19 protein-coding genes are annotated in these 24,836 nt (G+C 55.0%); 2 read left to right on the plus strand and 17 right to left on the minus strand.

Annotated elements, in window-relative coordinates; all coding sequences use genetic code 11:
* Positions 1-43 precede the first annotated feature (43 nt).
* The 5 genes from JW953_13940 to sppA form a co-directional block, all read right to left on the minus strand.
* Positions 44-757: a zinc metallopeptidase gene (locus tag JW953_13940; protein ID MBN1993796.1), complete on the minus strand. Its 714-nt coding sequence runs from the start codon at positions 755-757 to the stop codon at positions 44-46.
* Positions 758-892: 135 nt separating this feature from the next.
* Entirely contained in the window at positions 893-2,797 is a 1,905-nt protein-coding gene (dnaK, locus tag JW953_13945) for a molecular chaperone DnaK (GenBank protein MBN1993797.1), read from the minus strand.
* Positions 2,798-3,077: 280 nt separating this feature from the next.
* Positions 3,078-4,148 carry a potassium channel protein gene (locus JW953_13950; protein ID MBN1993798.1) on the minus strand — a complete coding sequence of 357 codons (1,071 nt, stop codon included), beginning with the start codon at positions 4,146-4,148 and terminating at the stop codon, positions 3,078-3,080.
* Between the two features lie 9 nt (positions 4,149-4,157).
* Complete coding sequence (locus JW953_13955) at positions 4,158-5,462, minus strand: thymidine phosphorylase (GenBank protein ID MBN1993799.1); 1,305 nt, start codon at positions 5,460-5,462, stop codon at positions 4,158-4,160.
* A gap of 32 nt (positions 5,463-5,494) precedes the next feature.
* Positions 5,495-6,445, minus strand: coding sequence for a signal peptide peptidase SppA (gene sppA, locus JW953_13960; protein MBN1993800.1), 951 nt, complete (start codon positions 6,443-6,445; stop codon positions 5,495-5,497).
* A 189-nt stretch (positions 6,446-6,634) separates the two neighbouring features.
* On the opposite strand from sppA, the gene JW953_13965 reads away from it, so the two are divergent.
* A complete protein-coding gene (locus JW953_13965; GenBank protein MBN1993801.1) occupies positions 6,635-8,443 on the plus strand; it encodes an AarF/ABC1/UbiB kinase family protein in 1,809 nt (602 codons plus the stop codon).
* Positions 8,444-8,667: 224 nt separating this feature from the next.
* On the opposite strand, the gene JW953_13970 is transcribed toward JW953_13965, so the two are convergent.
* From JW953_13970 to JW953_14000, 7 genes are all read right to left on the minus strand, one after another.
* Positions 8,668-9,753 carry a metallophosphoesterase family protein gene (locus JW953_13970; protein ID MBN1993802.1) on the minus strand — a complete coding sequence of 362 codons (1,086 nt, stop codon included), beginning with the start codon at positions 9,751-9,753 and terminating at the stop codon, positions 8,668-8,670.
* Between the two features lie 48 nt (positions 9,754-9,801).
* Entirely contained in the window at positions 9,802-10,464 is a 663-nt protein-coding gene (locus JW953_13975; GenBank protein MBN1993803.1) for a corrinoid protein, read from the minus strand.
* A 39-nt stretch (positions 10,465-10,503) separates the two neighbouring features.
* The gene (locus JW953_13980) at positions 10,504-11,967 is read right to left on the minus strand and encodes a trimethylamine methyltransferase family protein (GenBank protein ID MBN1993804.1); all 1,464 of its coding nucleotides are present in this window, start codon (positions 11,965-11,967) and stop codon (positions 10,504-10,506) included.
* A 35-nt stretch (positions 11,968-12,002) separates the two neighbouring features.
* Positions 12,003-12,908, minus strand: a complete 906-nt coding sequence (locus JW953_13985; GenBank protein ID MBN1993805.1) for an FAD binding domain-containing protein — start codon at positions 12,906-12,908, stop codon at positions 12,003-12,005.
* 72 nt (positions 12,909-12,980) lie between these two features.
* The gene (locus JW953_13990; GenBank protein MBN1993806.1) at positions 12,981-15,212 is read right to left on the minus strand and encodes a xanthine dehydrogenase family protein molybdopterin-binding subunit; all 2,232 of its coding nucleotides are present in this window, start codon (positions 15,210-15,212) and stop codon (positions 12,981-12,983) included.
* 20 nt (positions 15,213-15,232) lie between these two features.
* The gene (locus JW953_13995) at positions 15,233-16,651 is read right to left on the minus strand and encodes an FAD binding domain-containing protein (GenBank protein ID MBN1993807.1); all 1,419 of its coding nucleotides are present in this window, start codon (positions 16,649-16,651) and stop codon (positions 15,233-15,235) included.
* Positions 16,652-16,925: 274 nt separating this feature from the next.
* Positions 16,926-17,645, minus strand: coding sequence for a hypothetical protein (locus tag JW953_14000; GenBank protein ID MBN1993808.1), 720 nt, complete (start codon positions 17,643-17,645; stop codon positions 16,926-16,928).
* A gap of 541 nt (positions 17,646-18,186) precedes the next feature.
* Here JW953_14000 and JW953_14005 point away from each other — a divergent pair.
* On the plus strand, positions 18,187-19,818 hold the full coding sequence (locus tag JW953_14005) for a hypothetical protein (protein MBN1993809.1): 1,632 nt from the start codon (positions 18,187-18,189) through the stop codon (positions 19,816-19,818).
* A gap of 58 nt (positions 19,819-19,876) precedes the next feature.
* Here JW953_14005 and JW953_14010 read toward each other — a convergent pair whose 3' ends face one another.
* From JW953_14010 to JW953_14030, 5 genes are all read right to left on the minus strand, one after another.
* Complete coding sequence (locus JW953_14010) at positions 19,877-20,395, minus strand: GNAT family N-acetyltransferase (protein ID MBN1993810.1); 519 nt, start codon at positions 20,393-20,395, stop codon at positions 19,877-19,879.
* Positions 20,395-21,321, minus strand: coding sequence for an EamA family transporter (locus tag JW953_14015; protein MBN1993811.1), 927 nt, complete (start codon positions 21,319-21,321; stop codon positions 20,395-20,397). The genes JW953_14010 and JW953_14015 overlap by 1 nt, the downstream gene beginning before the upstream one ends.
* A 295-nt stretch (positions 21,322-21,616) precedes the next feature.
* Complete coding sequence (locus JW953_14020) at positions 21,617-23,350, minus strand: peptide ABC transporter substrate-binding protein (protein ID MBN1993812.1); 1,734 nt, start codon at positions 23,348-23,350, stop codon at positions 21,617-21,619.
* Positions 23,325-24,581, minus strand: coding sequence for a cysteine--tRNA ligase (locus JW953_14025; GenBank protein ID MBN1993813.1), 1,257 nt, complete (start codon positions 24,579-24,581; stop codon positions 23,325-23,327). Before JW953_14025 ends, JW953_14020 begins: the two co-directional genes overlap by 26 nt.
* An 18-nt stretch (positions 24,582-24,599) precedes the next feature.
* A partial coding sequence (locus tag JW953_14030; protein MBN1993814.1) for a dihydrolipoyl dehydrogenase occupies positions 24,600-24,836 on the minus strand: 237 nt, incomplete at its 5' end.

Below are 24,836 nucleotides of genomic sequence, written 5' to 3' on the forward strand. Positions count from 1 at the left end.
TCTATAGTTATAACAAAAGATGATTAAATATAAATTAGAGTCTTCAGTCTCGCCGCGCCGTGAGGATAAAGATCCAGCGGGCCAGCTCAAGCAGCGCGGCAATGGCGGCCACCACGTATGTCCAGGCGGCGGCGCTGAGCACGCTGTTAACCCCGCCCAGTTCTTGTTTATCCACAATATTGTATTGATAGAGCAATTTTTTGGCTCTGGCGCTGGCATCCAGCTCTACCGGCAGAGTGACCAGGGCAAAAACAGCCACCAGGGCATATAGGCCCACGCCAAACCAGGCAATGGCTATACCCAGAGAAGTCATCTGGAACAGAATTTCCAGGAAAATGCCGCTGATGATGACCAAAGGCCCTAACCAGCTTCCAAACTGCACGGCGGGAACCATAAAACTGCGGATTTGCAAAGGAATATATCCCTTGGCATGTTGCAGGGCATGGCCGCTCTCGTGAGCCGCCACCCCCGCCGCAGCCACCGACGGCACCCGGGCCACTTCCGACGAAAGACGCAGCGTGCGGCTGCGGGGGTCGTAATGGTCGCTCAGAAAGCCCTGCGTTTCTTCCACGGTAACGTCGTACAAGCCGTTAGAATCAAGAATTTCGCGCGCCACCTGGGCCCCGGTCATGCCCCGCATGGTTCTGACTTTGGCATATTTATTGAACTTGCTTTTCACCAGGCCCTGGGCAATCAAACCCAAAACCAGCGCCGGGATGATGAAACACAAAAAAGTTGAGTTGTAATAAAAAGGCATCAGTCACCTCCTTACATTAATTGTTTATTGGTTGAACAAAACATACCACAAAGCTCGCTTAAATTCAACTCTTTCAGATTAAAAGAAGGCGGCACGTTGGTTAACGTGCCGCCTTTGTGCCGTATAGGCAGTTGTTTAAGCTTCACTAAACTCGCCTTCCACCACGTCTTCATCAGTGGGTTGGCTCTGGGGCGAGCCGCTGTGACCATTGCCGCCGGCCGCAGCTCCGGGTTGGGTTTGCTGGTAGGCCGCCTGGCCTACTTGCATCATGGCCTGCTGCAGGGACTGGCCGGCCGCGGTGATACGCTCTTTATCGTCGCTTTCCAGGGCCTTTTTCGCCGCCTCAATTTTGGATTCAACCTCGGCCCGGGTAGAAGCGTCAACCTGCTCACCCAAATCGCGCAGCGACTTTTCGGCCTGATATACCAGGTTGTCGGCCAGGTTACGGGTCTCGATCAACTCTTTGTGGCGGCGGTCTTCGTCGGCATGCTGCTCGGCCTCTTTGACCATCCGGTCAATATCGCTGCTGTTCAAGTTAGTGCTGGCGGTAATGGTGATTTTCTGCTCCTTGCCGGTTGCTTTATCTTTGGCGCTGACATTCAAAATGCCATTAGCGTCAATGTCAAAGCGGACCTCAATCTGGGGGATGCCACGCGGCGCAGGCGGGATGCCTTCCAGCCGGAAGCGGCCCAGGGTCATATTGTCCGCCGCCATTGGTCGCTCGCCTTGCAACACGTGAATGTCCACAGCGGTCTGGCTGTCGTCGGCCGTGCTAAAGATTTCGCTCTTTTGGGTAGGGATGGTGGTGTTGCGCTCAATCAGGCGCGTCATCACCCCGCCCAGGGTTTCCACGCCCAGGCTCAACGGCGTCACATCCAGCAACAGCACGTCTTTTACATCCCCGGCCAATACGCCACCTTGAATAGCCGCGCCAATGGCCACCACTTCATCCGGGTTAACGCCCTTGTGCGGCCCTTTGCCGCCGGTCAATTGGCGGGTCAATTCCTGCACCATGGGCATGCGGGTCGAACCACCCACCAGCACCACTTCGTCAATCTCGCTGGCCTTTAAGCCCGCATCTTTGAGCGCCTGGTGGAAGGGACCTTTGACCCGCTCCAGCAGGTGACTGGTGAGTTGCTCAAACTTACTGCGGCTCAACTTGATTTGCAGGTGCTTGGGACCGCTGGCATCGGCGGTAACAAAGGGCAGATTGATCTCGGTTTCCATCATCGTGGACAATTCAATTTTGGCCTTTTCGGCGCCTTCCCTCAGGCGTTGCAGCGCCTGTTTATCCTGGCTCAAATCAATGCCTTGTTCTTTTTTGAATTCCGCCACCAGCCAGTCCACAATGGCCTGGTCCCAGTCGTCGCCGCCCAGGTGCGTATCGCCATTGGTAGCCTTCACCTCAATAACGCCGTCGCCCACTTCCAATACACTCACGTCATAAGTACCGCCGCCCAGGTCCAGCACCAGGATGGTTTCATTCTCCTTCTTATCCAAACCGTAGGTCAGGGCTGCCGCCGTCGGCTCGTTGATGATACGCCGCACGTTGAGGCCGGCAATTTTGCCCGCGTCTTTGGTGGCCTGGCGCTGGCTGTCGTTAAAATAGGCCGGCACGGTGATAACAGCCTCGGTGACCGGCTCGCCCAGGTAGGCTTCGGCATCAGTTTTGAGCTTTTGCAAAATCATAGCTGAAATTTCCTGCGGGGTGTGTTTTTTGCCGGTAATGGGAATATTCACCCGCGCGTCGCCGCCGCGGCCTTTTTCAATCTGGTAAGACAACATCTTCCGTTCAATTTCGGTATCTTCATAACTGCGGCCAATCAAACGTTTGACCGAGTAGATGGTGTTGTCGGAATTGGTTACGGCCTGGCGTTTGGCCGTTTGACCCACCAGCCGTTCCTTGTTTTTATTGAACGCCAGCACACTGGGGGTGGTGCGACCGCCTTCGGCATTGGGAATGACCACCGGGTCTCCGCCTTCCATCACGGCCACCACGCTATTGGTTGTACCCAAGTCGATTCCGATAATTTTACTCATTGGTTATTACCTCCTTAATTTTGTCGGTTACGATTTGTTTGAGCCAAGAGGTAGAAATAAACAAATTTGCGTTCTTACGCAATAGGCTCTCCAGAATTATCTGACATTTAATCAAATCCGGGTTTATTGTAACCGATAAATGTTAGAATTACGCTAGAGGAACATTAGAGGAATGTAAACAAAAACCAAAAACCGTTATCTTGGGCCTGATCCAATTTTTAGGCCGGCAGGTAGAAACAGGACAATGTTCTGCCTCTCTGCCAAATTTTGAGACGCAGCCTTAACCCTTCACCAGTTCGGCCAATTTGTGCAGTTCTTGCTCTATGCCCATCACAATAATGCCGGCTCCGGGCAGTAGCTTGGTATCGGCATTGGGATGCGTGAGCAGGGTTTGTTCGGGATGGGTAACGGCCAGCACGGCCACTTTTAATTTAGCCTCGCGTAAGGTGAGGCCGGCCAGGGGCGATTTTTCACCGATAATGAATTCTTCCAGTTGCATCTGGTGGTCGCCAAATTCAAGGATGCCGTCTAAAAAGCTGAGCACGTTGGGGCGGGTCAACAATTGGGCAATCCGCCGGCCGGCAATAGCGTGGGGAGAAATAACCGTATTAACCCCGGCCTTTTCCAATTTGGGAATAGAAGGCTCTGAATTGCAACGAGAAATAATTTGTAAATTCGGGTTCAGGCTTTTGGCCGTTAAAACAATAAAAACATTCTCCGCGTCAGAATTGGCGGCGGCCACCAAAGACCTGGCCCGGTCAATGCCGGCTTCGTCCAAAATATGCTCATCGGCAGCATTGCCCAGGATGGCCAGGAAACCCATTTGCCGGCATCTTTCCACCGTTTCTTCATTAATGTCAATCACTATGATGGGGCAGCCGCGAACCTGCAACTCCCTGGCCAGGCTGCGACCCAAACGGCCAAAACCACAAATCACGCAATGATTACAAACTTTATCCAATTCTCTGCGCCTCCTGCGATAACGGATTTGTTCCATTAATCCCTGTGCCGTAAATAACTCAATGATGGTGGTCACGGCGTAAGAGGCAATGATAACGCCGATGACAATGAGACCGATGGTAAATACACGTCCCGCCGGTGACAAAATTCTCACCTCTCCGTAACCAATGGTGCTCATGGTAATAATGGTCATAAAAAGGGAATCAAGCAGCGGCCAGTCTTCAATGAGCATATAACCGGCAGTGCCAAAAACAAGTACGGTGATAACAATAAGGCCGGCAAACAGGAGAGGATGACGGAGTACATTGCTCATCAAATCCCGCGACGTGAGAGGAGGCGGGTTAAGGCGGGGTGATTTCTGATAGGGTTGACGCCGTAACAGAGATTTCACAGCTCTCTTTTACTCAATAACTTTCAAAGTGAGGGGGGGTATGTCTACCGGCGTTTCGCTCCAGCTAACTGCGGCCAGTAATTGTTGTTTGGCTGCGGCCAATTTTTCCGGCGCGTTGGCGTGAATGGTAAACAGGGGGCCGCCGGTAGACAATTTTGTCCCAATTTTGGCGTGACAGATAAGGCCCACGCTGTAGTCAATGGGATCGCCCTTTTTTTGCCGGCCTCCACCCAAGGCCACACCGGTTTTGCCTACTTCCGCCGCGTCAAGCCCGGCAATGTAGCCCCCCCGCGGGGCCTTGACCGTTTCAATCAGGGACGCGGTGGGCAGCGTGTCGGGATTTTCCAGTTGGCTTTTTTCGCCGCCTTGGGCCGTAATCCACTCGATAAACTTTTGCCACGCCCGCCCGTTGTCCAGCGCCTGGGCCAGGATTTTTTGACCCTCGGCCAGGTTGGCTGCTCGACCGGCCAATTCCATCATTTTGCCGCTAATGGTCAAACAATGCTGGCGCAAATCGGCCGGGCCGCTGCCGCGCAGCGTTTCTATGGCCTCGCGCAGTTCCAGGGCATTGCCCACGGCCGCGCCCAGGGGTTGGTCCATATCCGATAACACCGCCGCCACTTTGCGCCCCACGCCCTGGCCAATATTGACCATCAGCCGGGCCAATTCTTCGGCCTCGGTCTCTGTTTTCATAAACGCGCCCCGGCCCACTTTAACGTCCAGCACAATGGCGTCTGCGCCCGCGGCGATCTTTTTGCTCATAATGCTGGCCGCGATCAGGGGCAGGCTCTCCACGGTGGCGGTCACGTCGCGCAGGGCGTAAAATTTACCGTCGGCGGGGGCCAAGTCGGCGCTTTGGCCGGCCATCACAATCCCATGTTGGGCCAACCGGTCCACAAATTCGGCTCTGCTCAGGTTGGCCTTGAAGCCGGTGATGCTTTCTAATTTATCCAACGTGCCGCCGGAAAAGCCCAGCCCGCGCCCGCTCATTTTGCCCACCGGCAAGCCCTGGCAGGCCACCAGTGGGGCCACCACCAACGAGGTTTTATCGCCCACGCCGCCGGTAGAATGTTTGTCCACCACCAGGGGAGCGATGGCGTGCAAATCCAGGGTATCGCCGGAATGAGCCATGTGCAGGGTAAGGGCGGTGGCTTCGGCGGCGGTCATGCCGTTGAGCAATACCGCCATACACCAGGCGCTGGCCTGGTAGTCGGGAATATCGCCCCTGGTATAGCCGTCAATAAAGAACTTCAGTTCGTCGCCGGTCAGTTCCAATCCGTCTCGTTTTTTGGCAATAATGTCTACGGCGCGCATAGGTATTCTCTCCTGGCAGAATCATCTCAAGTTTATGGCCCCACGTACAAGTACATCAACGGCGATCCGGCGTGATAATGGAGCAACTGCTGCAATTCGGCCACCGGGCTGGGCCGGTAAACGCTGGCTCCTAATGCTTCCCAAAACGTAGGCGTATGTTTGTATTCAATCAGGCGCGGTTCGCCCTCAATGCCGCCCAATTCGGCGGCGCGGTCAATAGCGTCGGGCAGATAGCCCAACTCGTCCACCAGGCCCATTTCTTTGGCCTGCGCGCCGGTGCAAATACGGCCATCGGCCATCTGGCGGACTTCTTCGACGCTCATCTGGCGACCCTCGGCCACCACTTGCACAAACTCAACGTAAATCTCGTCCACAATTTCCTGCCACAAGGCTCTTTCCGCCTGGCTGAACTCGCGGAAAGGGTTGCCGGTGTCTTTGTATTCGCCGCTGGTAATGGTTACGGCAGTAATGCCGTACTCTTCGGCAAAACCGGCCACGTTAAGAAACTGGCTGATCACGCCAATAGAGCAGGTGAGAGAGTGGGGGCTGGCCCAGATTTCGTCAGCAGGCGCAGAAATATAATAGCCGCCGGAAGCAGCCATGCTGCCCATCGCGGCAATGATGGGTTTGTCCATTTGGCGGATTTGCAGGGCAATTTCATCAGAGGCAAAGGAACTGCCCCCGGGGCTGTCTACAAAAAGGATCACGGCTTTAACGGACTCATTTTCATTTGCCTTTTTGAGATAATCAATCACCTGCTGGCTGTAAGCCGCGCCGGTACTACCGCCAAAGGGATTAGGCGGGGGCGCTTCGCCCGGCGAGATAACGCCTTCAACCCGCACAATGGCCACGGCATCGCCAAAGGCCGGACCGCTGCTATCAAAAGTGTTGGCCGCCCACACGCCCAGGCCCACCACGCCGCCGCAAATCAATAAGCCGGCCAGGGCCAGGCCAATAATCCAATACCATGTTTTACGTTTCATGAAAGGTCTCCTGTAGATAACAAATTGCAAATTAGAGCATTTATGTTTAATTCTTTATTATTGATGGTGAAGTTGAGGCCTATGACAACCTTTTACTTTACTGAGTATCCTGAATTATACCATAACTTTGTGAACAAACCCTAAATTCACTATAATGGTTCATAATTTTAACAGAAAGTGACTTGCCCCATGGCTAACCCGCAACCGCGCACCCCGGAAGAAATTCAGCAAGATTTACACCGCCAATTGGGCCAGATGTTCCAGGCATCCGGCGACAAACCGACCTATTCCAAAATAGATTGGCGGCGGTACCGTAAAGTGCGTTGGTTTTTTGCCAGAGCATTTTTGCACGTTGTTTGGTGGGATATTGTACTCAATCGGCCCATCCTGCGCTGGTTCCGCCCCGAACCCTTGCCGCGCTGGCAAAAGATAGCCCGACGCTACCGGCGCTTGGCCGTAGAGATGGGCGGCGTGTTGATCAAATTGGGCCAGTTTCTCAGCATTCGGGTTGACGTGCTGCCGGCTGAAGTGACCGGCGAATTGGCCGGTCTGCGGGATGAAGTGCCGCCGGATCGGTTTGAAAATATTGCTGCCCAGCTAGAAGAAGATTTTGGCCGGCCTATGTCTGAAATCTTCACCTGGATGTCGCCCCAATCATTAGGCGCGGCCTCATTAGCCCAGGCTCACCTGGCGCGGCTTGCATCGGGTGAAGAGGTTGTGGTCAAAGTGCTACGACCCGGCATTGACGTGCTGGTTGAAACAGACCTGGCCGCAATTGCCCTGGCCTTGCGCTGGCTCAAACTCTACAAACGCATCAGTCAGCGGGTTGACCTGGATTGGCTGGCCCGAGAATTTACCACCATTACCCGAAACGAGCTGGACTTTGAAGCCGAAGGCCATCATGCCGAACGCATTGCCCAAGATTTTGCCAACGACACCCAGGTTTACATCCCCAAAATCTATTGGCAGTACAGCGCCGCCCGCACCCTCACCCTGGAAAATGTGGCCTACATCAAAATTGATAATTTGGCCGGGATCGAAGCCACCGGCATCCGTCGCCCGGATGTGGCCCGGAAGTTTTACAATATTTACCTACAGCAAATTTTTGTCACCAATTTTGTACATGCCGACCCCCACCCCGGCAACGTTTTTGTTAAACCCCTGCCTACGCCTGATGAAATTTCCGCCGGGATCACGACTTTTGCGCCCGCCGACCCCGTGCCTTACCGGGCCGGACGCCCCTTTCAAATTGCCTTTGTAGATTTTGGGATGGTGGCCGTCATCCCGGAGCGGCTGCGAGCGACCATGAAGGATTACGCCATTGGCATTGGCACCCGCGATGCGCATCGAGTAGTGCAAGCCTACGCCGATGCGGGGATATTATTGCCCGGCACGGATTTAAAACGGATTGAAGAAGCCACCACCGATATGCTGCAACGTTTGTGGGGTGTGCGCATGGGCCAGGTAAAAGATTTGGCCGCTACTGAAATGCAATATTTTTTAAATGAGTACCGGGATATTGTTTACGAAGCCCCGTTTCAATTTCCGGCGGACATGCTTTTTATCATGCGGGCCATTGGCATTCTCTCCGGCATGGCCACCAATTTGGACCCCAACTTTGACCCCTGGGCTGAAACCATTCCCTTTGCCGAGCGCCTGGCCGCCGAGCAATTACCCCAAGGCTGGCAGGAATGGTTGCAGGAATTTGTTTCCCTGGGCCAACTTGCCTTTCGCCTGCCCAACCAGGTTGACGAAGTGCTGATGCAGGCCCGGCGAGGCAATTTAATTGTGCAGGCTTCTCTGGCCGCCGACACCCGCAAAACCATCCGGCGTTTAGAACAGTCCATTAACCGCCTGGTTTGGGTAGTGGCAGCGGTAGGGCTACTGCTGGCGGGAAGTGGCTTTTATATTCAGGGCCAGGATAGAATACTTGGCGGTACATTTATGTTCCTGGCCGCCATAGCCTTTTTGTGGGGCATGGTTCGGCGACAAACGTAGTCAAATTCTATCCCAAAGCCTACTGCCGACCCACAGCAAAGATGGGGTCTACACGTCATTTAAAGACTTTCCAGGCAACGCGCACTTTTAAGGCCATCCTATTACTACAACAAGACCCTGGCAACAAGTCACGCTGAACGGAGCATAGCGAAGTGAAGAGTCTCTTACATCGTTGTTTAAAAAGCCAAGATTGAGCAAAATCCCGTTGTACTATTCAACGGGTCTTAAAATACATCTTTAAGATTGGCCCGGGCCAAAACGGTTGGTTCAGGCTCTTTTTCATCATTGGGCCAGCGCACCAAACGAATTTCACCCCCGGCCAACTCGATGCCGGTTATATCCCCATCGCGGAAGCTACAACAGCCCGTGTTAAAATAACAAGGTTTCTTTTGAACTGCCTCTGCTTCTGGTCTGGGTTTTTGTTTTTCCTGCGCCCTGATCCATTCCAATTCAGCCGCCAATAAACCGGCTTTTTTCTGATCTTTTTCTTTTTGCTGCGTCTCATCAGCCGGCGCAGCGGCAATTTTGGCCTCGAGTTCAGCCAGTTGGTGCATAATTTGGGCCTCATGGGACTGTGATTTAAAAACAGGCTGGTGCGTGTGGCCGGCAATGAGCACCAATTTATCCTGCTTCTCCGCCCAGGCATACATGGCAATATTATGCTGCGATCTAAGCTGCCAATCCTGGGCCGGGGTGTTCAGGGAAACCCCGGTGATACGCTGCACGGGACGCCACACGTTGCGCACAAAAAACTTTGAAACAAACGTAAAACGGTCGCTTTCCAACGTTCCCTGATGCCCATGCGCCAGAAACAGCATACCCAATTCCTGGCTGCCATCCATCACTTTTAATTGCAGGCTTTCGCGCACTTTTAACATGGGCGGGCCAAAGAGGGGCTGCAAATACCGGGCCACCGTTTTTTTATCTTCCCAGATGTCGTCATGATTGCCCCAAATGCGCACGTAACGGCCCTGCCGATGAAAACGAGCCTCAAGCTTAAGAGTGTATTCATAAGCGGCCAACACCGCCGCCGGCCTTTCCTCCCATAGCTCCTCAACGTCACCCATCACCACCAGGGTATAACCCATCCGGTAATAATAAGCCAAAGCCGCATTATAGGCACGCTCGGCAACCTGGAAATCATCGGCCCTATTGCGCGCGCCTTTATGATGGTCGGAAAAGATGATATACCGATCTGAAGCAAGTTGAAACGTCTGCCCGCCGCCTTCAGTAGCTTCTTTTTGAACACTCACCAAAGCCGCATCAAGCGCCTGGCTGACTCGTTTCCACTCTTCTATTGCGGTTGCCATAATATTCTCCCTGGGGAAATTTAAATAGTGGATTCTGCTCAAATTACGTCATAGTTTGCGTTCCTGAGTAATGCCCAATAACGCCTTCACCACTCCCACCGCCTCGTTAGCGTTCTCGGCGTAGGCATCAGCGCCGATGGCGCGGGCAAAATCGGGGCTGGCCGGGGCGCCGCCGATGATCACTTTAACCTGCTCGCGCAAACCGGCTTCCTGCAACGCCTGAATAACGGTTTGCTGGTTACGCATGGTGGTGGTTAACAACGCCGATAGCCCCACCACGTTGGCCCCGGTTTCTCGCACTTGCTCCACAAACTTGTCGGCGGGCACATCTACCCCCAAGTCGTACACCTTAAAACCCGACGCGCCAAGCATGGTGGCCACCAGGCTTTTGCCGATTTCGTGGATGTCTCCGGCCACGGTGCCAATAACCACAATGCCGGCCATTTGGCGCTGCTCCCGGCGGGCCAACAGCGCCGGTTCAAACACGGCCATTGCCTCTTGCATGGCTTTGGCCGCCATCATCAAATCTGGAATAAAGTAATCGCCACATTCAAACTGCTCGCCCACAACCTGCATGCCGGGGGTGAGCGCCGCTTCAATGGCCGCCAGCGGGGCCACTCCCGCGGCCAGGGCCTGCGCGGCCAAGTCTCGGGCCTGCTCGGGCTGGCCGGCAATAACGGCTTGCTGTAATTGTTGTAAAGTTTCGTTCATTTTAGGTTCCTCTTTTTTACATTTTGCAGTTAGGATCGGTCAGTTGCGCTCAGGCAAGCGGTCCAGCCCGGCAGCTTGAGCGGCCCGCAGGGTTATCGCCTCAAGTTCGCGGCTAATTTCGGGCGGGAGTTCTTTTGGCTCGTAGGCGGCCACAACTTCGTTAACCCGTTGGTGGGCGCGGGCGGCGGTATCCAGGCCACCTTTGGCCTCCCAATTGCGGCGGAAATCGCGGTCTACCACGGCGCTGGGAATGAACAATTCCTCGCGGAACCAGCGGCGGGTGTGCGTTGTGGTCAGAAAATCGCCGGCGTGTCCCACCTGGCGCATCAGATCCAGGGCCAGGGGTGTTTCTCGCGCGGTTATCCCGGCCACGGCGCGTTTGGCCATGCCCACAATTTCGGCGTCAATCACCAGTTTCTCCAGGCTAAAACAACTCTCAAAGTTGAGCATACCGGGGCCGGAGATCATATTAACTCCGGCCAAGGCGCCTAACATCGCGCCAATGCCTGATTCAAAGCCGCACTGGGTGTCTACAACTTTGGCGTCAGACATGCCCAAATAAGCGTGGGTGGGCAGGCCCAGGTGTTTGCCCACCTGGTTGTAAGCGCAGTCAATCATAATGGTCTCAATAGCGCCCATGGGCGTGGTGCCGGTGCGCATATCAAAGGCCGCGGGCGAGCCGCCCCACACAATCGGCGCGCCGGGATTGACCAGTTGGTGAATGGTAATACCGCTCAGATTCTCGGCCGCGTGCTGGACAATTGACCCCAGCAGAGTGGCCGGGCCGGTTGCGCCGGAAAGCGGCATGCTCACCAATTCCGCCGGGATGCGGTACTGAGCGCAGTCCATCAGATTCTCACAGGTAATGTCGGACCACAACAACGGCGGTGAGGGGCAAACGTCAAAAACGGCCCGGGGCTTTTCGGCCAGGGCTTCCTCACTTCCGGCCGCTGCCACCAACAAATCCTTCATCACGCTCCAGGTGTCTACGGCAAACGCCCCGGTGACAATTGGCTTTTGGCTATAAAGCAAAACCAGGTAAAGGCGGTACAAATCGCCAATCTCCTGGGGCACGTCGGTACAAATAAGAGAGGTAGCCACGGCATCCAGGGCGTCCAGGCCCTCGGTTAGCTTGACAAAACGCACGCAGTCGGCCGTGACCGGCTCGCGTTGGTGATTGGCCCCATGATCGAGAATCTCGATGGCGGCCGAACCGGGGTCAAATTGCACGTCGTCGTCGCCGTAATGCACCGCCGGTTGGCCGTTGGCGTGGTACAGATGAAATGATGAGGGAACCGTTTCAACTGCGAGACGGGCCATGTTGGCCGGGATGCTGGCTACACGCGTTTGAAAATCCACCTTTGCGCCATGGTCGGCCAAAAGGCGCAGGGCGCGCGCTGAGTGAACGCGCACGCCAGGATCGGCCAATAAATCGTAAGCCTCGCCGACAACACGCTCCACAGTTTCTTGAGACAAAAATTGTAAACGGGGTCGTATATTCATGCTTATCAAATTCCTTATGTATGTTTAAAAGTTTATCACAATCCCACACCCTCGGGCACAGCTTGGCCGGTAATGGCTCTTTCGGCCGCTTTGGCCAGGGTTTTGGGAAGTTGGGACCGAATCATTTCGGCGCGGTATTCCAGGGTAGCCCGGTGGTGGCTGGCCCGCAGGTTGGCCTCCGTCAAGGCCACGTCAGCCGCAATAGCATAAGTGTTAAAGGTGGCCGGTTTGTCGCGTAGAAAAGCCATTGTTTTTTCAGCCAGAAAAGGGGTTGGCCCGGCCGGGCCAATGGTGACGCGGGCAGAGGTAATAACATTGGCCTCAACTTTTAAACGAACGGCCATGCCGATGATGGGCAGCGCCACGCCCTGGGGACGCATGACCCGCCGGAAGGCGGAGCCTTCGTTGGGGCCGGTGGGTTTAAAACGCAGCCGGGTAATGAAGGCCCGGCTGGGGTCAACAGCGCTCTGGCCCGGCCCCAAGAATATCTGCGCTAGAGAGACCCACGCCAAACCGTCTACCGAAGCAACCTGGGCTTCACCGGCCAGGGCCAGCAGGCTGATGGTTCCGTCGGCGGCAGGCAGGGCATGGGCCACGTTGCCGGTCAGCGTAGCCACATTGCGCACTTGTGGCCCCCCAATGACGCCGCAGCTTTCTGCCAGACAAGTGCCATAGCGGGCGATGCGCTCATCGCTCACAATCTGGGTGTGGGTGACTCCGGCCCCAATCACCAAGTATCCGGCTTCTTCAACAATCCGATCCAGCCCGGCAATCCGGGTCACGTCAATCAGCGCCTCAACCGGCGGACGATGCCCCTGTTGCATCTCTAGAATCAAATCAGTCCCGCCCCCCACCACGCGAGCCTGGCCGTTATATTGGGCCAATAAGTTAAGCGTTTTTTCGATGGAAGCAGGGGTATGATAGTTTTTCCAATAAGGCATTGTTCAATCTCAAATTGCAAATTACAAATTACGGGCTGTAGACGGTTGTGGTTATCTGTTATTTGCTATTCGCTAAATTCTGCTTCTCACTTTACCCAATCCACGCAGCACCCGTTCGGGGGTCAGGGGGAATTCGTTGAACCAGATGCCAATGGCGTCGAACACGGCGGCAGCAATTACGGCGGCATAAGGCAGATAGGGTATCTCGGCCATACCGCGCGCGCCATAGGGGCCATTGGGATGCGCCTCTTCAATAATAATCGAGTCGACCCGCTTGGGAATATCATACACCCCTGGAATGAGGTAAGTGCTCAAATGGGGGGTCTGGATCTCGCCTCTTTCAACCCGGAAATCCTCTAACACGGCATAACCATGGGCCTGCACAATGGCTCCTTCAATCTGGCCGGCGATTTGGTCCGGGTTAATGGCTTTGCCCACGTCGTCGGCGCAGACCACGCGGTTGACCGTAATAAAGCCGGTTTCGGTATCAACGGTCACTTCGGCCATTTGGGCCGCATAGCCATAGGCAAAGTTGGGGACACTGTAGCCGGTTTTGGGGTCAAGGGGCGTGGTTTTGGGCGCCAGCCAGGTGGCTTCGGCCACCGCCGGGCGTTCTTCAGAACGCCATTTGCGCAGGGCAAACTCGGCCGCTTCTTTAACGGCATTGCCGGCCATAAAGGTGAGCCGGGAAGCGCTGGCGCTGCCGGAGCTTTGGGTGAAGGCGGTATCGGATACCTCCAACTTGATTTTTTCCGGCTCGATGTCCAGGGTTTCAGCGGCAATCTGGACCATTACGGTATGATGGCCCTGCCCTACATCGGCCCCGGCCAGGCGCACAATGGCTACTTCAATGTCGGTGTCACCCTGTAATTCTACTTCGGCCCAGCTATTTTCTTGATAGCCAAAACTAAAGCCAATATTTTTAAATCCGGCGGCAAAGCCCTGCCCCTTGGCTAAACGAGGCAAAGATTCCGGGTAGTCGGGATTATTTTCGCCGCGCGGTCCGCGATAGTGCCAGTTCGATTTCCAGGCCGTCTCGCGGATGACTCTGTCCAGGCTCACGCCGCCGGGAATGGTGGTGCCTACGGCCAGCAGTTTGTCGCCATCCAGAACATTCTTCAGCCGCAACTCCACCGGGTCTCGCCCTGCTTTTTCGGCCAGTTTGTTCATTTGCATCTCGGCGGCAAAATGAGCCTGCGGGCCGCCAAAACCCCGAAACGCTCCGCCTACCGGGTTGTTGGTGTACACCGCGTAGGCGTCTACTTTAACGTGGGGGATTTCGTAGGGGCCGGTGGAGGTGACCACGGCATTGCCCAACACCTTGTTACTGGTGTACATATAGGCACCGGCGTCGCTGATAATCTCTATCTCCGCCGCCAGCAGTTTGCCGTCCGCTTTGGCACCCCATTTGGCCTTGATAGTCATGGGGTGGCGTTTGCAGTGGCCAATAATGGACTCTTCCCGGCTCCAGATAGTTTTGATGGGCCGTTTGTTGCCGTTTTTCTCGTGCATCCGCAGCACGGCCAGGGCCAAGATAATCTGCACGCTCATGTCCTCGCGCCCGCCAAAAGCGCCGCCGATGGCGTCGTAAACCACCCGAATTCGCTCCGGCGGCAGATCCAAAGCGTGAGCAATTTGCTGCTGGTCTTCCCAGGTCCACTGCCCGGCGCAGTACACCGTGATCACGCCGTCATCGTCAATATAGGCCGAGCCTGCTTCCGGCTGCAAATAGGCATGCTCCTGAAACGGCGTGTGATAAACATCTTCAACCACCACGTTGCATTGAGACCACACCGATTTGGGATTGCCCTTACGAATGGATTTATAATCGGCAATGTTGTTGAGCACGTTGGGGTGAAGTTGGGGAGCGCGCCCGGACATAGCCTCCTGGGGATTGTCAACAATGGGTAAATCTTCATACCCCACTTTGATCAAATCTCTGGCCTGCGCCGCAATTTTTTCGCTTTCGGCAATGACCAGAGCCACCTGGTCGCCCACAAAACGAACAATGTCGCCGCCCTTTTTGTTGGAGCCAGGGCCGCATAAAACCGGCTGATCCGGGATTTGCAGGCCATATTGATTGACCGGAACATCTTTAGCCGTGAGCACCCCCATTACGCCGGGCAGGGCTTCGGCCTGGCTGGAGTCAATGCTGACCACCCGGGCGTGGGGCCGCCGGGCAAACAGGACTTTCAGCCACAGTTCGTCTTCATAGTTGCGGTCCCCCGGGTACAGGGTTTGACCGGTCACTTTGCCCAGGGCGTCAACCCGTTTGACAGATTTGCCGATGTATTTGTCAGTCATAAGTCATCTACCTGTTAAGATTAATGCCCACCGGCCTTTTCCAATGCTTTCAAAATTTTGTAATAACCCGTACAGCGACACAAATTGCCGGTGATGGCCTGCTTCAACTCGTCGCGGGTGGGACGGTCTCGTTCGTCCAAAAGCGAAACGCCACTCATAATAAAACCGGGGGTACAATAGCCGCATTGCACCGCGCCTTCATCAATAAAGGCTTGCTGCACCGGATGAAGTTTGTCACCGTCGGTCAGGCCCTCAATGGTGATAATTTTGCTGCCGTGAGCGCGAGGCGCGGGCACCAGGCAACTCATCACCGCGATACCGTCCAGGAAAACGGTGCAAGCGCCGCACTCGCCCTCGGCGCAGCCTTCCTTAGTGCCAATCAAGCCCACATCTTCGCGGAGCATACGCAGTAAGGTTTTGTCGGCGGCACCATGGATAGTGTGCATCTCCCCGTTGATGGTGGTCACAATCGGCTCATCGCCTGTTTCAGTGTGCGTTACCGTTTTATCGCCATGCAGGGTTGGAAAATAGCCATAGGTTTTGCCCCATAACATTACGGGTTTGGGCGGCATTGCATCCTGCTCGGTGCCCTCGCACAATTCCTCAAGGGCGCGGCGGGTCAGCACCTCGGTCATATAACGCCGGTACTCCGCCGAGCCGCGGATATCGCTAATGGGGGTAATGGTTTGAGCCGCCAACGCCCCGGCGCGAGTGATCACTTCGCGGGTCAGCACTTTGCCGGTCAAAAAACGTTCGGCATCCCCGGCGCGAATAATGGTTGGGGCTACACTGCCCAGCGTTACCCGCGCCTGGGTGATTGTGTCGGCCAGCATCGTAAGCACTACAGCCACGTTCACCACCGAGATAGCCTGAGCCTGGCGCAAACCCAACTTGAGAAAGGTGCCAATCTGGTAATTTTCCATAGCCGGAAAAACAATATCCACCATCATTTCATCCGGCTCAAGGGCCGTTTGGCGCACTCCCTGGAAAAATTCGACAAAGGTTAGGGTACGGCTGCCGCGCACGCTCTGGAGAGTTACTTTTGCGCCCAGCGCCCAGAGCGGGGTAATGGTATCATTGGCCGGAGAGGCTGTTACCAGATTTCCGGCAATGGTGCCGCGATTACGAATTTGCGGCGCTCCCACCTGCCAGCATGCTTTCACTAACGGAAAAGCCCGGCTAAAACAAACCTCTGAACCGACCACCTGGTTATGAGTGACCAGCGGTCCCAGGTGGATGAGTTTTTGCTCATCTTGGGTGATAACATCCAGGCTGGGAATACGGGAAATATCAATAACCACTTTGGACGACCGCAGGCCGCGCTCCAGCTCAATGAGCAAATCGGTGCCGCCGGCGACGAGACGCGCCTCGGCCTGATGTTTGGCTAAAAGCTTTAAGGCTTCCTCAAGCGTATGAGGGGTATGGTAAACTTGCCACATTGTTTGGTCCCTAATGAATAAATCTTGCAAAAAAGCCCCCTGGGTGGATTGCAGGGGGCGGTTTGGCGCCAATAACAGCTAAATCCGAAAGCCCCAACATCGGAACTAAATCATAATTTTAAGGGGATACCTTGCCAGCATTATAATGCTGACCGACAGGGGTGTCAATAATGATTCCAACTCAGGGTTTGCGCCGATTTTTAGGCCGTAGGATCGAGACAATATTCTGTCCTAACTGCCAAATTTTTAAGACGCATCCCCCAAACTGAAAATTCTATCGCGGAGTCAACTTATCGCCAACCAGGCTGACTGCCAGCGTTTTTGGGCCGGCCGTAACAAAATCAACCGATAACAGGGTATCATCGCCGCTGGGCGTAACAGCCAACACCACCCCTGGCCCAAAAATCGTGTGTTCCACCTCCATCCCCTCCACAAAAGAGACCTTGGCAACATTGGCAAGCGCAGCCGTTTGGCCTGGCTCCGGCACTTGATACAAGCGGTCCTGCCACAACTCGGCGTAGAGGTTTAAATCGCGTTCGCTCTTGATCCGGCGAGAAAGATTGGCTGCTTCTGCGCGGACCCGGCCGATCTGGCGAGATACTTCCGCTTTAGCGGCCCGTTGTTTGGCCCGGCTCAAGGCCAGGTCAATGGTTCCAAAAACGGCCTGGGGGTCGTGGCCAACATTGACCACAATCAGTTCAATACCGCGCGTTCGGCACACCTCGGCCCGGGCTTGAAGGCGAATTTTCTCTTGCTCTTCCTCTTCCAGGCTGAGGCGCTGGCGACGCTTGCCCGACAATCCTTCCAGGCGCACCGCCACCCCAATTTCTGGATAAAGCAGGTCCAATTTAAGCCGGCGGTTTGTGGCCGGGTTGACCAACCAGTCGGGAGAAACGTTGACCTTTGTCTCTACCTGGGCAAAAACACGGGCAAAAATCTCTCGCCAGGCATTGGCCACAACCCAGGCCGGCAAGTTTATATGTTTTGAATTCACGTACAACTCCACAACTTAAGATTCCCCGTAACTGCTCAAGCATGTCATTTCGAGCGCAGCGAGAAATCTCCTTGAAACCGTTCCTTGAAAAAGGAGATTTCTCGGCCTACGGCCTCGAAATGACATGGGGCTGAGTAGGAACAATTCCCCAACCCTACCGATGGAATCATAGCCCAAATATGAGCAAGGGGCAAAAGTGACCGGAGAGGGCCGGATAGGTCAAATTGCGTAGGCCATGCGGCTCATGGCCCTTACCATAAAGAATCGCCTGTTGGCCGATGTCAAAAAAGAACATTCGTTGTATACTGTAAGCGATAAATCGCGAGTAACTCCTCGCGCATCTCCTTCCTTCTTTCTGCCCAGAGGTTGGGCGTTCCCACCAACCTCTGGGCAAAATCTTTTTAAATCCCCTTGACAACAACCTGTGATACTGTGTCTTCGTTGACTCGTCCCCTGCCTCGTGTTATCATTACTCACAATGTTAAGATATACTTAAAACAGGCCAAAGAGCTTACGTAACACGAAATAAGGGAGCGGAAGAATGTACAATCAAAAGTATCATCAGTTTGACTCGTTTTATAATCACAAATTTGGTTTTCACATTACCGGCCCGCGGCAAGATGCGTTTGAGGCTGTGCTTCGGGTAAGGCCCAAAGTGGTAAAAACACTCGATTTCAGCGTTGAGGTGATGAAAGAGTTTCGAAAAGAAATCCCAGATATTTTTCTGATTGGCCGTTTGTTTGTTGACCCCCAAGACTACGGCCAACTCAGCGGCGGCCATCCGCAGCATGCCACACAAAAAGGCGTCGAGATGGCCGAAAGAATTTTGCGGGAAGAAGTCAATAGAACCATCAACCACTTTAACGGCCGGCCGATTTTTCACGCCTGGGAATCGTTGAACGAGGTCTTCCCGGAAAACGCTCCCGATGACACCCATAAACTCTTTGACGAATATCAAGTGGCTTTTGGCGAAAAGATGCGGCGCGAGGGTTTTGAACCAATCGCTTTTAATTTTGGTCAGGGTAACGGGCGGGGAGAACAGTGGCTCAGGCTTTATCCCGGCACGCTGGAAGTTTACAAATATTTGGGTTTCCATGAGTATGACTGGCCGACGATGGATCGGCTGCACCGGGTTGGGCTGGAAGGGCCTGATGAACCGGAGAATCTGGTGCCCGGCGTGGGTGAAGGGCGCGGCAACGATGGCATGTGGCGCTGCCTGCGCTACCGGCGGATCATGAACGAGGGTATCCGCCAGAGATACGGCAATCAACACGTCTGCATCATTACCGAATGTGGCATGACCCAGGGGGTATGGTGGGGCGAGGATATCGGCCCCTGGGCCAAAGATTTGACCGTGCCCCCCGACATTCCCGGCGGCGTTGCGCCCACGCCCATTCCCGTTGACGATTATTGGCAAAGCCTGTTGTGGTACAACAGCGAGTTAATGAAAGACGATTACGTAATGGGCGCTTGTTTGTTTGTGACCGGCGCGTCCGGCTTAAAACGATGGGATACTTTTGAACACCTGGGGCCAATTATGGAGCGTATTGAGGCGTTCCAGGAAGAGATAAGCCTTGACCGACCGCTAACCGGCACCTCTTTCCCGCCGGCCCGGCCCATCGAGATTGACCCCCGGCCGGCCACCGTAACTTCCATCCCGCCTGTTCCTGATTTTGAGATCCCCGACATTGAACCCGAAGTGATAGCCACAACCGGCATTGAGCCGGCCGCCGAACTTGATCGAGACGCCGATGCGGAAATTGACAACCTGGCCGGGCCTGTGGCCGATTTTGAAATTCCCCACGGCGAGGAAGTAAGCCCGGCTCCCCCGCCAGAGACAACGTTTGAAACAACGTTTGAAACCGAGCCAGAGCCTGAAATTGAGATCGCCCTTCCGCCGGTTGAGGAAAAATGGCAGGTTAAAATTGAACGAGGCCCCGGCCTGGCCCTATTAGTGGGCAATATTGGCCTGGCCAACGAACAGATTACCATTACCCGGCCCGGCGGCGCGGTAGAGCGCGTGATCAGCGGCAGCAAGCCGGAATACGGCCAGGGCGGTTTTGAGATTTACGCCATGGAACCCGGTGTTTACAAGATGGAATTTTTGGACCAAAGTTTTGAGATTACGATGAGCGGGCAGTATACCAAAGCCAACTTTTCTAAAAGAGTATAATAAAGTAACGCTCCTCAATAATACTAAATCGTAAAGCGTGAAGCGAAAAATTTATGTTTCACGCTTTATGTTTTTCTACTCTCCACCACCAAGCTTTGTCTGTTTCTTTGTAAACATGCATCCCCACTTTTTCCAAAACCCGGTGCGAAGGAGGATTTGGCTCCACGGTTTCGGCCTTAACCACTGCGCAGCAAGGATATTGAAATGCCCAGGCAATTAAGGCCTGTACCGCCTCGGTAATGTAGCCTTTGTTGCGGAAAGCGGATACAATGCCATAGCCAATCTCGACCTCTCCTTGCTTGTTGGGATACCCCTTGAATCCGGCCAAACCTGCGCCGCAGGCTTGAGCGGTAATCACAATCAGCCAGTAGGTATACCAATGATGATCTCGCTCGTCAGCATGAGTCATTTTTGATATTTTGATGTCAATAGCGCGACAAACCGTATCATTGACATTGTCTGAAGCAATGGCATAACCCAAATCTTGCTCGAGTTGCCGGAAATGAATGGGAAGAAGGCGTAACTGAGGCAGAGTTAAGGGGATAAGTTTAAGGCGTTGGGTTTGGATTTCAGTCATTAACGTTGCCCCCCTTTGAGGAGATACCTCATCTCGGCCACCAGCATGCCGATAATGATCAATGCGCCGCCAATAATGATACGCAGGGTGATGGTTTCCCCAATCCACCAGCCGGCCAGGGCGGCAGAAACCGGTTCCAGGGCAACAATCAAGGCCACGCGGGTGGGCGAGACCAGGCGGGTGATCCAGGTTTCCACACTGGTGCCCAGCCCAATAACAATCACGCCGGTGCTGAGGACGCCCAACCACAGCGCCGCCGAAGCGAGGGGCAACGTTAACGGCTCCGCAGAAAACAGCCAGCCAATGCCGCTGCACAAAGCCGCCATGCCTACGTGCAGCGTGGCATAAATCATCACGTTCAGCCGGGGCGAGTAATGAGCCAAGGCGATCACGTAAAGCGCCCAGCCAATGCCGCTCAAGGCTACCCAAAAATCTCCGGGGGCCGGGGCCGGGTTCCCTAATGGCCCTTCAAACGAAAGCAGGTACAATCCGCCAAAGGCCAGCACCACCCCGGCGATGGCGGTCCAACTGGGCACCCGGCGCAGCAGCAGCGCCGAAAAAATGGGAACGTACACCAAGTTGGTGCCGGTTAAAAAACCAGCTTTGCTGGCCGTGGTGAACTGGATGCCGTAAGCCTGGGTGGCGTAAGACAAAAAAAGGATGACGCCGGTTATCACCACGGGCCAGAGATAAGCCCGGTTCACCTGGCGCCACTCGCGCCCCACAAATAAGGCCAGGGTCGCCGTGCCCAAGACCATCCGTAAGGTGTTGTAGGCAAAAGGCCCCACCACCTGCAAAGCCCCTTTGCTAAAAACAAACGTAATGCCCCAAAAAAAGACAACCACGATGAAAATGATTTCGGCCAGCAGGGTTTGGCGAGCGCGCCAGAAATTAGCCGGGGCGGCGAGTGTTTTGGAATAGTTCATCTTTATCTCCCGACTGTCTGCAAAGCTGTTGGTTCCAAAAATAACGCAAAGCCGCCAAAAAACAAAAAACGCAACAAACGTTTCCGTCATCGCGTATTGGCGACTTTGCGTGATCAGAAATGATGAATTTGGCGTATTATAGGCGGTCTACAATTTTGGGCAAGCGCAAGGAGCCACGGGGGGCGCCTTCCAAAATTTTGGCGAGAGGGACAGGACAATGTCCTGCTCTACCTTTTGGGCTAAAAATCGGGACAGGCCCAGCTACGGGGTCCAAATTCCCCCTCTAACTGACGCTTCACTCCAACCACCAATCGGTTACATTCCAGGTAAACGGCGCAAAGGGGCCGGACCGGACCCCATGCAAACGACTGCCTACCAGAACCTGTTTCCTCGGCGCCAGCAAAAAGTCAACCGGGCGATCCCGGGCTAAAATCTGTTGAATGTCGGCGTAAATACCGGCCCGATCTTGCGGCCGGCAACCAGGCACAGCCCGGCCAGCGTCTATCAATCCGTCCAGTTCGGGATTATGGTAAGAGGTAAAATTAAGGCCGATACCTTCGGTGTTTTCCGTAGAATACCAGTAGAGTCGCTGGTCGGGATCGGGTAGGATGGGCCAACTGAACAAAGCCAGGTCAAAATCGTGGGTGAACAGATCATCCACGATGCTATCAAAAGGGACGCTTTCGGCGCGGGCAAACAGGCCCAAATCTCGATAATAGCTGCTAACCAGCCAACCCAGGTTTTGATGCAACGGGTTTTTGCCGTTCAACCGGATTGACAACTCCAGCCGTTGGCCGCGCCGGTCGAGCCAGCCGTCGCCATCGTTGTCGCGCAAACCGGCTTCGGTTAATAGAGCGCGGGCCGCCGCCAGGTCGTAGGGAGGCGGGGGCAGCGCCTCATTAGCCGCCCAGTGACCGGGCAACAGGGAAGCGGCCAGCAGTTGGCCGTTGTCGCCCAGCGATTCCCTTAAAATTGCCTCTCTATCCAGGGCCAGCAACAGGGCCTGGCGGATTTCGGGCGCAAGGGGGTCGCCGTTGTGCGGGGCAAAGTTAAGGGCAATATAGACCACCTGCGGGGCAGGGTAATGGTGAATGGTGAATTGGGAAGGATCAATGTCTAACGGCGGATTGGCGAGGACAGGCTGAATTGGGCCGAGCAGATCAAATTGGCCTTCGGATAGGGCGACGGGAATCTCATCTGCCTGTAAGAAACGAATGGCCAATTTATCCAAACCGGGACGGGAACCATGATAATGTGGATTCGCCGCCAGGGTGAGCGTGCGCCTGTTCTCCGACCGGTCAGCTACAATAAAAGGCCCGCTGCCGGTGGGAATGGTGGCGGTAATTTCCGCGGGCGGCAAAAGGGGCAGTTGGGCCAGGGCGGTCACGGCGGCGCAGTCAAGGTCAATAAAGGTCAGGGCCAAGGTTTCATCATCAGGGGCGTTCAGGTGGCTGAAGGCCAGCAGCGCGGGATGTTGGGTGGCTTCCAGGCCGGCGACCAGATCGGCGGCGGTGAGCGAATGGCCGTTGCTCCACTTGAGCCCGGCCGGCAGGTGAAACACAACTCGCTGCCCCTGGTTGGTGTATTCCCAACTTTGGGCCAGGCCGGGCTGTAATTCAGCCGTTTGCGGGTCAACCTGAAGCAAGGTCTCAAACAATAGGGGAGATAATTCGCGGAGAGCCGGATTGTTTTCAAGAAGGGGGTTGAGGCTCTGCGGCCGGCCCACCAGGCCCAACGTGACTACGCCGTCTGGAGGCGATGGTGAGGCAACGGAAGGGGATGGCGAGACAGAAGGCCGGGGCAAGATTGCGGCGGGGATGGAGGGATCGAGTTGAGCAGAAGGCAATGACTCAGCGGGTGGGGCCGCAACAGGCGCAGGGGAGGCAGACCGGCAGGCAGTCAGAATAAGCATGGCCAGCAGGGGGATAACCCCAAAAGCCCCAAGGGTTTTAGAAAATCTTAGGGCCTTGTTGGTAAAAGCCTGAATTTGGCAAGCGGTGAATTTATCGAAAACGCTTAAGATGTTCATTCCAGCCGGTTGTTACTCGCGGTTCGGGTTCGGTTGCATCCAAGCGGAGGCCAAAGATGTGGCTCATCTGGCGCAAGGCTTGTTGGGCGGCAGTTACGTTTTGACTGTTAGCCGCCAGGATTTTGTCGGCTAAATTTTCTAAGGCGGACAGGGCGGCAGACGTGTTCAGGTCATTGGCCATCGCCTCATCAAAAGTTGTTTGGGCGGCGATTGGGTTTAGGGTCTCGCCCTGGCCGCCAGAAACGGCTACGGCCGCCCGCAACTTTTGGGCCAGGGCCGCTGCCTGTTTTAGCTCGGTCTCGTTGTGACTCCAAATCTCCCGGTAGTGATGATTACCCATATAGAGTCGCAGCGCATCAGACGACCAAGTTCGCAGCAGATCGCGTACCATCACCAGGTTGCCCAGCGACTTGCTCATCTTCTCGCCATCGTGATGCACCATCGCCGTGTGCAGCCAGAAACGAGTGAAGGGCGTTTTTGCCGGATCAGCGATGAGCGGTTCGGCTTGAGCAATTTCGCTTTCGTGGTGCGGAAAAATCAGGTCGCCGCCGCCGCCGTGAATATCAATGGTGTCGCCCAGAAAACGGGTGGACATAGTAGAACACTCAATATGCCAGCCGGGACGGCCCAGCCCCCAGGGACTCTCCCAGGCCGGTTCGTCCGGAGCCTGGGCTTGCCATAACACAAAGTCCATGGGATCGCGTTTGTGGGGATCATCCGGCTTGTTGCCGCGCTCGTTGGCAATGGGCAGCATTTCGTCACAGTCAAGGCGACTCAGTTGGCCGTACTGCGGCCAGGAATTTATGTAAAAATAAACATTGCCGCCGGACTCGTAAGCCACACCCGCGGCCAATAGTTTTTGCACGGTGGCAATAATATCGCCAATCACGTCGGTGGCGCGAGGGAAATAATCCGGCGGGCGCACGTTCAGGTTTTTCATATCCTCAATAAAGTGAGCGGTCCAACGATTGCCCAGGCTGTCCCACGCTTCGCCCACTTCCTGGCTTTTACGCAGAATGTCGTCGTCAATGTCGGTGACATTTTGGGCGTAGCGCACGGGGTAGCCCTGCTGTTCCAGGTAACGGATCAGGATGTCAAAAGCGGCGTAGGTAAAGGCGTGCCCCAGGTGCGTGGTGTCGTAGGGCGTGATGCCGCACACGTAAATGGTGACCGCCTGGCGAAGGGGGGTAAACGTTTCAATGTTTTGGGTGAGGGCGTTGTAGAGTTTCATGGCTGCTCCGGTTTGGACTTAACGTTTTCGTTTAGGGCGATAGACATGCGTACTCCGCCCAAAAAACACTTCAGCCGCCTCCATCACCGTTTCCGACAGGGTGGGGTGGGCGTGGATGCTGAATTTGACATCCGAGGCCAGCGCGGCCATTTCAATGGCCAGCACGCCTTCGGCAATCAACTCGCCCGCGCCCGGCCCGGCAATGCCGACGCCCAGCACCCGTTCGGTTTCGCTGTCGATGATGAGCTTGGTCAG

The sequence above is a fragment of the Anaerolineae bacterium genome (assembly GCA_016931895.1).
GTDB lineage: Bacteria > Chloroflexota > Anaerolineae > 4572-78 > J111 > JAFGNV01.